Genomic DNA, 8,470 nt, shown 5'->3' on the forward strand with positions numbered 1-8,470 from the left:
GTGACTTGAAAGGCCATTCCCGCCACGGAACTACCACCTTTATGTCCGGTTTGAGGGCATAATAGGTGAGTTCGAACCTCACCTGGTCATTGCCCTTTCCGGTTGCCCCGTGTGAAACAGCGTCAGCCCCTTCTCTTTCGGCAATCTCTATCTGACGCTTCGCGATGAGAGGCCTCGCGATGGAGGTGCCGAGAAGATAAGAGCCTTCGTATACCGCATTCGCCCTGAGCATGGGGAATATATACTGAGATGTGAATTCCTCCCTCAGATCCTCGACATAGACCTTCGAAGCACCAGTCCTCAAGGCCTTCTCCCTCACCGCCTCGAGATCTTCGCCTTGCCCGAGGTCGGCGCAAAAAGCTATGACCTCGGCACCGTAGGTCTCCCGAAGCCAGACGATCGCAACAGAAGTATCGAGTCCTCCCGAGTATGCGAGCACGATCTTTTTCATGAGAACCTCCGTACCTGTTTACAGGATAGCGAGCCCTTCACCTTGCAAAGATAAACCTTAGCACAAAGGAAAAACAAATTTCAAAACACGATAGGTTTCACGCTCATAACCTCCGCAGAAACTTTGAGAGTACGAGGGTCGTCAGGAGACAGACCGATGAACCGATCGAGACCGCCCCGGGAGTCCCCGCACGATGAGCGATGACCCCGATGATGTAACTTCCGACCGGAGCAACCCCAAGGAAAACGAGGGCATAGACACTCATAACCCTTCCCCTCAGGCTGTCGGGCACCGAAAGCTGGATAAAGCTGTTCCCGACAGCGAGGAAGCTCACGATACCCCACCCGGTAAAGACGAGGGCCAGACGGGAAAGGGCGTAGTCCCTCGAAAGAGAAAACGCCAACAGTGAAGCGCCGAAGGTCAGCCCTGCAATGAACATGAACCGCCCTTTCTTCTCTATATCACCCCTGAATGCGATGAAGAGTGCTGCGAAGAGCGAGCCGATCCCCGATGAGCCTGCAAGAAAACCGAGCCCCCTCGGTCCGACCTTCAGAATCTCCTCTGCAAAGACCGGGAGGAAGGTGACAAAGGGGATCCCGAAGAGGCTGAGCGTCGCGACGAGAACCATGATCCTGGATATATCGCCTTCCTTCGCCACAAAACGGAGTCCTTCGGAGAGGTCGTTCACGACCGTTGCGATGCTCACCTTTGCCCTGTGGTAGGGACCGTAAGACTTCCGGAATAGTTTTTCACTTCTTTCTTCGCTTCTTCCCTTGATCATGAGAAGCGCAAGAATTGCAGCGAGAAAGCTGGCGGCGTTGATATAAAAACAGGCTGCAACCCCCACGGCTGCTATCGCAAGTCCTGCGATCACGGGACCGACGATACGGGCCCCGTTAAAAGCAGCTGAGTTCAAGGCGATGGCGTTCATGAGATGTCCCTTCTGGACCATCTCCGAGAGGAAGGACTGCCGTGCGGGCACATCGAGGGCATTCACCGTTCCGAGGAAAAAGGCGATGACCATGATCTCTCCTACCGTGATAATGTTGAACGCCGTCAATGCCCCGAGGAGAAGGGCAGGAATCATCGAGAGGGTCTGCGTCATGATCAGGAGATTCCTCTTATTAACCCTGTCCGCGACGACACCACCGATAAGGGTAAAAAGGAGAACCGGCACAGACGACGCGGCAGCAACAAGACCGAGGTACAGGGGGGATTTTGTGAGGGAATAGACAAGCCAACCCTGAGCGATGGATTGCATCCATGTGCCCGAGAACGAAATTACCTGACCGATCCAGAAGATGCGAAAGTCCCGCACATAAAGCGCCGAAAACCTTTCAGGACTCTGAAGAACTTTCCTCGGGGTCTCCATAATCTCTTATTGTACACGAGTCACGGATTGTGAATTCGGGGTTGTTTCCTATTCCCAAAGCCGGCCGGCAAGGGTTCTATAGAACCGGGACTCTATGCAAGAAAGGCCCCTTGTATCGGAGTGTCTCAGAGTTTCCTTTTGAAGGCGAAGACCACGGTAAAGTCAGGCGCGCCGGCGGTGTTGGGGTCCTCCGTCAATGAAAGCTCAAAGATGTTCTCCCCCCGTGAATATCGTCCACCGAACGAGAGCAGCACGGACAGTCTGTCTAATGAGGGAATACCCGTTTCCGGGAAAGGCGAACTCTGAAAGACGGCCTGCCCGAGGAGAGAGAAGTTCTTCCATGGTGCCGCTTCGACACAGACCCCTCCATAGAGCGAGTCTCTGAGCTTCACCCTTTCCTTCCATTTCAGATCACCCGTAAATACAACGCCCACGTTGCCGTAGAGCATGACTTTTTCGCCGAGTCTCTTATCGATGAGGACCGCTATCCCCGTATCGATGCCGCCGCTGCCGAAGCCCTTTGAGGCGCTTCCCGTCGGCAGTTCTATATCGGCCATGAGGCTCACTACAGGGTCGGCGAGGAGGAGCGCCTTCTTTGCTGTCAGCCGAATATCTCCCAAGCCGATAGTGCCGTTATCGGCCTGTATGAGGAGCTTGCCGTTCTTGCTCATCTCATAGAGAAACGTGTTGGCCGGCCTGTTGCTCCTCCCATAATCGGAGAAACCAAAGGTCCTGTGGTAGTCGGATAAAAAATGATCGAGAAACCCACTGTTGAAGCTCAGAAAGGGGACGTCGATGCCGAGTTCGAAGGAATTGACTATCTTTTTTTTGTACCGCAAGCTGAGTTCCGTTGTTTCCATGTCAAGCCCTACAGACCAGTCAGAAGAGCTTTTCACCATGTAGTCGCTGGAGTAAGAAAGGATCACGGAAAGGGAGTCCTCAGGGAGTGCTCGTTCGAGATACGGCGGATTAAGAAAGACAAAGAGGGGAAACTGATTTTTTACCTGTAACGGTCCCTCGAAGGAAGTCGCGGGAGAGGCGAGAAAGAGCAGAAAGAGAAGGGTCGACAAGTTGGCGATGCTGTTCTTCATAAACAATGGATTATACAAAAATAGCACCGCTTTGTATGCAGATGAGCGGAAAGCCGGAAGATTTTTGCTTTTCAGACTATTTTCAGATAGAATGAAATCAAATTTTCCGGGATACGGTGCATATGAGAAAGAATCAGGCCACCATCGAGGAGTTAGCAAGAAACATACGTCTCCTTATTCTCGATGTTGACGGCGTGCTCACCGACGGAAGCATCATCCTTGACGGCGGAGACAATGAGATGAAGGCCTTCCACGTGAGGGACGGGCACGGGATAAAGATGCTCGTTAAGGCAGGGGTGCAGGTCGCGATCATCACCGGGAGGTATTCGAAGGTCGTCGAAAGAAGGGCGCGTGAGTTGGGTATTACCGAGGTATTCCAGAGATGCCATGTGAAGAGCGTCGCCTTTGAGCATCTTATCGAGAAGTTCGGCGTGACGGAGAATGAGGTGGCATACGTGGGCGACGACATCGTCGACATCCCGATACTGAGAAGGGTCGGTCTCTCTGTCGCCGTACGTGACGCCGCTGATGAAGCGAAAGAGCATGCACGGATGGTCACGGACAGCTGCGGCGGCAGGGGAGCGGTACGGGAGGTAACCGACTTCCTCCTCAAGGCAAAGGGGCTCTGGACATCTCTCATGGGAGAATACCTTGAGACTTAACCTGCCGACACTCCTGACCCTCAGCAGGATTGTTCTCATCCCCTTCTTTATCATGGTCACTCCCTATCACCCCTTCCTCGGAGCTCTCATATTCGGTATTGCCTCGATTACCGATTTTCTTGACGGTTACCTCGCCAGGAAGACCGGTCAGATAACGAAGTTCGGCATCATCCTCGATCCCATCGCAGACAAGTTCCTCGTTATATCTGCCCTCATTCTCCTCGTGGACATGGCTCGGCTCTCAGCGTGGATAGCGATAATCATCATCGTAAGGGAGTTCCTCGTCACCGGTTTCAGGGCCGTCGCCCTTTCAAAGGACATCGTAATAGCCGCAGAGATGGGAGGGAAACTCAAGACAACCGCTCAGATAGCGTCGATACTCTGTCTCATCCTCGATGGAAGCGTTCTCGGCGTCGATCTCTACGGCGCGGGTGTTGTCCTCATATGGATCGCACTCGTTTTGTCCATTATTTCGGGAATCCAGTATACGGTCTCTTTCTGGAAGAGCATATGACCCTCTTCCTCCTTGCGCTCTTCTTCTTCGTGGTAGGGTCGATACCGACGGGCACCGTCATCGCAAGGCTAAAAGGGGTCGACTTGAGAAGCGTCGGCAGCGGGAATATAGGAGCAACGAACGTCTTGCGATCGATGGGCAGGGTGCCTGCGCTGCTCACGTTAATCGGCGACGTTCTCAAAGGGGTGGCTGCAATAATCGTTTCGTCCCGATTTTTTCTGAACGACCCTTTTCAGATAGGAATCGTTGGGTTGTCGGCGATTGCAGGGCATGACTTCTCTCTGTTCCTTCGCTTCAGGGGAGGGAAGGGAGTCGCAACGAGCATAGGAGTCCTCCTCGCCTATTCGCCCCTCGTCGCATTCATTACCACCGGCATCTGGCTTGTCGTCGTCGTTACTACGAGGTATTCGTCACTCGGTGCCGTCGTTTCCTTCACGGTGCTACCCGTGACCATGTATCTGCTCGACCCGGAAAGCGGCAAAGTGATTATCTCCGCAGCGATGACCGCCTTGCTTCTCCTGAAACATGTTGCTAATATACAGAGACTCTTAGCGGGCACGGAATCAAAGGTGGGAGAAAAGGTTCGATGATGAGGAGAATGGTCTTTATTGTTCTATTCCTCGTATCGGCATTCGGCCGTACGGACGGTCTCATCATCGGAGGCGCAGGGTCCTGCGCTGCCTCAGATAACCTCTACGAGACGAGACTCGATGAGGGTCTCTCCAATACAGAGCCTTACTCCTACCTCCTTATAACGAAGGCGCTCGCAGAGAGGGGAGAGAGACGTGAACTCCTTAATCTGGCCAAGAAGTATTCACCCGACCTCCCTGCCGTATACTTCGAACTCGCCGGCGAGAGTTTTTCTCCCTCTGCGAACGGGATATTCGAAAGCGTCGACTACTTCAGGCAGGGCTTAGAGGCATACGGGAGAAACTTCTGGTGGGCATTCAGTTTTGCCGGGATTTTTTCCGCGAGTCTCATGGTCTCGTTTTTCCTTTCGCTCCTCGGCGTCGTTGCGATCAGGTTCCCCGTGGAATACCGTCTCATCTCCCATGACATTCACGAGGACAGGACGAAACTCATCTTTCTTGTTGCGTTGGTTGTTCTTGCCCTCCTCGGGGTTGTCCCGTTCATTGCCGGGGTACTGTTTCTCCTGGGGCTCTATTTCAGAGGCAAGGACAAATCCCTCGTATGTGCGGCGTTCCTTGCCCTGCTCGTCTCCCCCCTCATGGTGAGAACGGCCGACATATTCCTGTCTCCTCCCTCGCCGGAGTTGAGGGCGATCGTAGCGGTGAACGAGGGAAAAGACAACCGGTACGCCCTCATGAACCTTAAGCCCACGGGAGAGTTTGCCGAGGCTTTTTCTCGCGCCCTTGCCCTCAAGAGGGAAGGCTATTACGAACAGGCCATCACCCTTTACAAGACCCTGATCGGCCGGCACGGAGACCCTCTCGTATATATTAATCTCGGCAATGCGTTTTATGCCCTGAAGGATCTTGACGCTGCAACACGCTTTTACAAGATGTCGATCGGGATCAAACCGCTTCCGGCCGCCTTCTTCAATCTCAGTCAGGTCCACCGCGACCTCTTCGATTTCAGCAAGGGGGAAGAATATTTCCTCGAGGCGGCGAAACTCGACAGCGAGGCTGCGTCCAGGTTTGCGGCCATCTCAGGCAGGAGCCCGAACCGCTCTGTCATAGACGAAACCCTGCCGATTTCCGCCATATGGGAATATGCGAAGGGGAAAGGCGGGATTTCGTCTTTACCCTTTATCCTCGGGGCGGTCATGATGACGGCATTCTATCTCTGCAACAAGAAAATAAAGGTCAGGGCCCACCAGTGTAAACGGTGCGGCGCGATATTCTGCAGCAAGTGCTCGCGGACGCTTGCATGGGGTGATATGTGTCCCCAGTGCTACAATTTCCTCATGAAGATGGAACAGATGGACTCCCGTGAGAGAATCGAGCGTTTGTTATCGACGTATCAAAATCAAACGAAGAGGAGGAGGAAGATAAAGCTTCTCTCGACCGTCATCCCCGGGGCGGGTCAGGTCTTTGCGGGCAGATTGGTGGCAGGCTTCTTCTTTCTCTGGCTGTTTTTCTTCTCGCTCTCCCTGATCACTATCAGCCGGTTTCCTTTTGCCGGGATATCCCCCTTTACCCACGGGTGGCTTATAACACTCGCGATTGTGCTCCTGTCTTTTGCATATATCTCCTCTATCTTGTATATGAGGGAGGGAATGAGAAAAGGATGGCTTTAGAAGGATCTCTCTTAGATTTTGGCCTGGCTGATATCCTGCAGCTCATCTATTTCCAGAAAAAAACCGGCGTCCTTACCTTGAGCGGCCGCGTGGACAGGGTGAGCCTCTTCTTCTCCGACGGAAATATCATTGCCGCGGAATCACGAAAGAGAACCGAAGAGAATAGACTCGGGAGAATCCTCCTCAAGAAGGGTCTCATTACCGAAGAAGACCTCGGTAACGCTCTGGAGGAGCAGAAGGCGACGGGTGTCAAAGTGGGCGATATCTTCATGAACAGGGGTCTGGTCGGGAAGGAAGATATCATGGCTACCGTCACTACCCAGATTACCGAGACGGTGGTTCAGCTCTTTTCATGGAAAGAGGGCACGTACGAATTTCAGGCACAGCCGGTTCCCATAAATAAAGACGTACCGATAACCCTCGACACACAGCATCTCCTCATGGATGGACTGCGCATCATTGATGAATGGTCCCTCATAGAGGGGAAGATAACGCTCGATACCATATTCAGGAAGGCCGGTGGAGCGGACATGCCGCTGACGCCTGACGAGGAGAATGTGCTTCGGTGCGTCGACGGCGAAAATGATGTGAGCACGATCATTGACCTGAGCGGTTTAGGCGACTTTGAGGTCTCAAAGATCCTTGTGTCCCTCCTCGAAAGAGGTATCATCGAGGCCGCAGAACCCTCTCCGCTAGCCATAGAGCCGGAAGTCCTGCCGGTTGCTGCCAAGGGCAGATCGCTCATGGACTTTCTCCCTCTGGCACTCTTTATCTTCGCCGTCCTTATCGCAATAGCGACACCGGTCTTCCGGAAAAGCGGTTCTTCCTTCGGGAACTTTCTCATGGGCGACTCGTTCAAGAGATTAGAGCAGGTCAGGGCCATTGAAGCATTGCGATTCCGGGCCGAAGAGTACAAATACAGCACCGGTTCCTATCCGACTGATTTACGGGAAATCGGCGGATCAACGGATGTCTGGGGAAGGCCCTATGTCTATGTTGCGGAGAGGGATGGCGTGACCATCATCAGTGCAGGACCCGACGGCAGGCTCGACACCGCTGATGACATTTACTGAAAGACGCTATGCAAAGGGAGCATCACGGCTTACTCAGAAAAAAGGTCAGGGCGATCCCGCATCTTCGTTCTCTATCCGGTTCCTTGTCAGCCTGATCGTTCATCATTCATGAAGAAGGCGGATGACAGAAGAGCCGTTGTGCTTCTCAGCGGAGGTATCGATTCCGCAACGACCCTCGCGATAGCCAAGGCAGAAGGGTACGGCCTCTTTGCCCTCAGCTTCGATTACCACCAGAGACACAGGAGAGAGTTGGAATCGGCGAGCATGGTCGCCTCAGCGCTCGGTGTCTTCGAGCACCTTGTAATGACCTTCGATCTGAGGGAGATCGGGGGTTCGGCCCTTACCGCCGGGATTGAAGTCCCGAAGCAGAATAAAGAGCTGAAATCCAATCGTGAGACGATACCCGTAACGTATGTCCCTGCCCGTAACACAATCTTTCTCTCCTTTGCGCTGTCATGGGCAGAGGTATTGGGCGCCGGGGATATCTTTATCGGCGCGAATGCGGTTGACTACAGCGGGTATCCCGATTGCCGTCCTGAATACCTCACGGCCTTTGAGGCTATGGCCAATCTCGCCACGAAAGTGTCCGTTGAAGGACGCCTCAGGTTTGCGATTCGTGCGCCGCTCCTTTCGATGACCAAGGGTGAGATCATACGAAAGGGAGCCGACCTGGGATTCGATTATTCTCTGACCTGGAGTTGCTATGATCCGAGGCCCGATGGGAAACCCTGCGGAAGCTGCGACAGTTGCCTCTTTCGGGCGAAGGGATTCGCAGAGGCAGGGATAAAAGACCCACTAGCATAATTTTTATTGCATAGTTGCACTGCTTCGAATTTATATTGACAATAGGCGTTGAATTTAGTATAGTTTGCCTAATGGCAATTTCACGTATATCTCGTCCTAAGAAAATCGTTAGTTCGGCCGATCCGGCTGCTCTCTGTTTTAAGATACCAGCTTCATTACGTAGGAGGTGAAACATGGAAAAGAAGAATAAAAGAATGGCGCTCATAGCATCAAAAGGGACCCTTGATATGGCCTACCCCCCTT

9 protein-coding genes are annotated in these 8,470 nt (G+C 53.1%); 6 read left to right on the forward strand and 3 right to left on the reverse strand.

Features of this window, described 5'->3' with window-relative positions; translation table 11 throughout:
- The 3 genes from VEI96_06665 to VEI96_06675 form a co-directional block, all read right to left on the reverse strand.
- Positions 1–451: argininosuccinate synthase domain-containing protein (locus VEI96_06665; protein ID HXX57665.1), on the reverse strand; the 451-nt coding region annotated here is incomplete at its 3' end.
- A 103-nt stretch (positions 452–554) separates the two neighbouring features.
- Complete coding sequence (locus VEI96_06670) at positions 555–1,823, reverse strand: MFS transporter (GenBank protein ID HXX57666.1); 1,269 nt, start codon at positions 1,821–1,823, stop codon at positions 555–557.
- Positions 1,824–1,948: 125 nt separating this feature from the next.
- Positions 1,949–2,914, reverse strand: a complete 966-nt coding sequence (locus VEI96_06675) for a DUF3187 family protein (GenBank protein ID HXX57667.1) — start codon at positions 2,912–2,914, stop codon at positions 1,949–1,951.
- Between the two features lie 122 nt (positions 2,915–3,036).
- Here VEI96_06675 and VEI96_06680 point away from each other — a divergent pair, with 122 nt between their 5' ends.
- The 6 genes from VEI96_06680 to queC all read left to right on the forward strand — a co-directional run bounded on the left by VEI96_06680 (position 3,037) and on the right by queC (position 8,227).
- On the forward strand, positions 3,037–3,576 hold the full coding sequence (locus VEI96_06680) for an HAD-IIIA family hydrolase (protein HXX57668.1): 540 nt from the start codon (positions 3,037–3,039) through the stop codon (positions 3,574–3,576).
- Positions 3,566–4,090 (forward strand): CDP-diacylglycerol--glycerol-3-phosphate 3-phosphatidyltransferase, encoded by a 525-nt coding sequence (pgsA, locus tag VEI96_06685; GenBank protein ID HXX57669.1) that lies wholly within the window; start codon positions 3,566–3,568, stop codon positions 4,088–4,090. The genes VEI96_06680 and pgsA overlap by 11 nt, the downstream gene beginning before the upstream one ends.
- Positions 4,087–4,680: a glycerol-3-phosphate 1-O-acyltransferase PlsY gene (gene plsY, locus VEI96_06690; protein ID HXX57670.1), complete on the forward strand. Its 594-nt coding sequence runs from the start codon at positions 4,087–4,089 to the stop codon at positions 4,678–4,680. Before pgsA ends, plsY begins: the two co-directional genes overlap by 4 nt.
- Complete coding sequence (locus tag VEI96_06695) at positions 4,677–6,350, forward strand: hypothetical protein (protein ID HXX57671.1); 1,674 nt, start codon at positions 4,677–4,679, stop codon at positions 6,348–6,350. The genes plsY and VEI96_06695 overlap by 4 nt, the downstream gene beginning before the upstream one ends.
- Positions 6,341–7,423, forward strand: a complete 1,083-nt coding sequence (locus VEI96_06700; GenBank protein ID HXX57672.1) for a DUF4388 domain-containing protein — start codon at positions 6,341–6,343, stop codon at positions 7,421–7,423. Before VEI96_06695 ends, VEI96_06700 begins: the two co-directional genes overlap by 10 nt.
- A 108-nt stretch (positions 7,424–7,531) precedes the next feature.
- Positions 7,532–8,227 carry a 7-cyano-7-deazaguanine synthase QueC gene (queC, locus tag VEI96_06705; protein ID HXX57673.1) on the forward strand — a complete coding sequence of 232 codons (696 nt, stop codon included), beginning with the start codon at positions 7,532–7,534 and terminating at the stop codon, positions 8,225–8,227.
- The last annotated feature ends 243 nt before the right edge of the window (positions 8,228–8,470 follow it).

It is taken from the genome of Thermodesulfovibrionales bacterium (genome assembly GCA_035622735.1).
Taxonomy (GTDB): Bacteria; Nitrospirota; Thermodesulfovibrionia; order Thermodesulfovibrionales; family UBA9159; genus DASPUT01.

What these genes read in the sequence shown, in the direction of transcription:
- VEI96_06670 (HXX57666.1), bottom strand. Translation starts at nt 1,823, where the DNA reads ATGGAGACCCCGAGGAAAGTTCTTCAGAGTCCTGAAAGGTTTTCGGCG.
- VEI96_06675 (HXX57667.1), bottom strand. Translation starts at nt 2,914, where the DNA reads ATGAAGAACAGCATCGCCAACTTGTCGACCCTTCTCTTTCTGCTCTTT.
- VEI96_06680 (HXX57668.1), top strand. Translation starts at nt 3,037, where the DNA reads ATGAGAAAGAATCAGGCCACCATCGAGGAGTTAGCAAGAAACATACGT.
- plsY (HXX57670.1), top strand. Translation starts at nt 4,087, where the DNA reads ATGACCCTCTTCCTCCTTGCGCTCTTCTTCTTCGTGGTAGGGTCGATA.
- VEI96_06695 (HXX57671.1), top strand. Translation starts at nt 4,677, where the DNA reads ATGATGAGGAGAATGGTCTTTATTGTTCTATTCCTCGTATCGGCATTC.
- VEI96_06700 (HXX57672.1), top strand. Translation starts at nt 6,341, where the DNA reads ATGGCTTTAGAAGGATCTCTCTTAGATTTTGGCCTGGCTGATATCCTG.
- queC (HXX57673.1), top strand. Translation starts at nt 7,532, where the DNA reads ATGAAGAAGGCGGATGACAGAAGAGCCGTTGTGCTTCTCAGCGGAGGT.